This is a genomic window from Mesorhizobium sp. M8A.F.Ca.ET.181.01.1.1 (assembly GCF_004792025.1).
Lineage (GTDB): Bacteria > Pseudomonadota > Alphaproteobacteria > Rhizobiales > Rhizobiaceae > Mesorhizobium.
The window spans coordinates 1-279 of sequence record NZ_SRTV01000345.1; the positions used below are offsets into that span (position 1 = coordinate 1).

Here is a 279-nt window from a genome sequence, read left to right on the forward strand (position 1 = left end):
AGCCCGGCGCAGGCTGGTACGCTCACGGCCAACATTGCGTTTAAGGGCGCGAGCCAGCGCGCCGTCTGGCAATCGGTAGTGGACGACTTCAGGAAAGCTCATCCCGGTATCGACGTAAAGGTGTCGTTTATCGATGAAGAAGCGTACAAGGTGCAACTGCCCGGCTGGCTTTCGACGGTCGCGCCGGACATCGTCAACTGGCATGACGGCGAGCGCATGGCCTATTACGCGCAGCGCGGTCTTTTTGAGGATCTGAGCGGCGATTGGACGAAGAACGGC

At 60.2% G+C, this 279-nt stretch carries 1 protein-coding gene; it reads left to right on the plus strand.

The features are described 5' to 3' along the window. Window positions 1–279, plus strand: a 279-nt coding sequence (locus EN824_RS34910) for an extracellular solute-binding protein (protein WP_135933251.1), incomplete at both ends; no start/stop codon positions are given.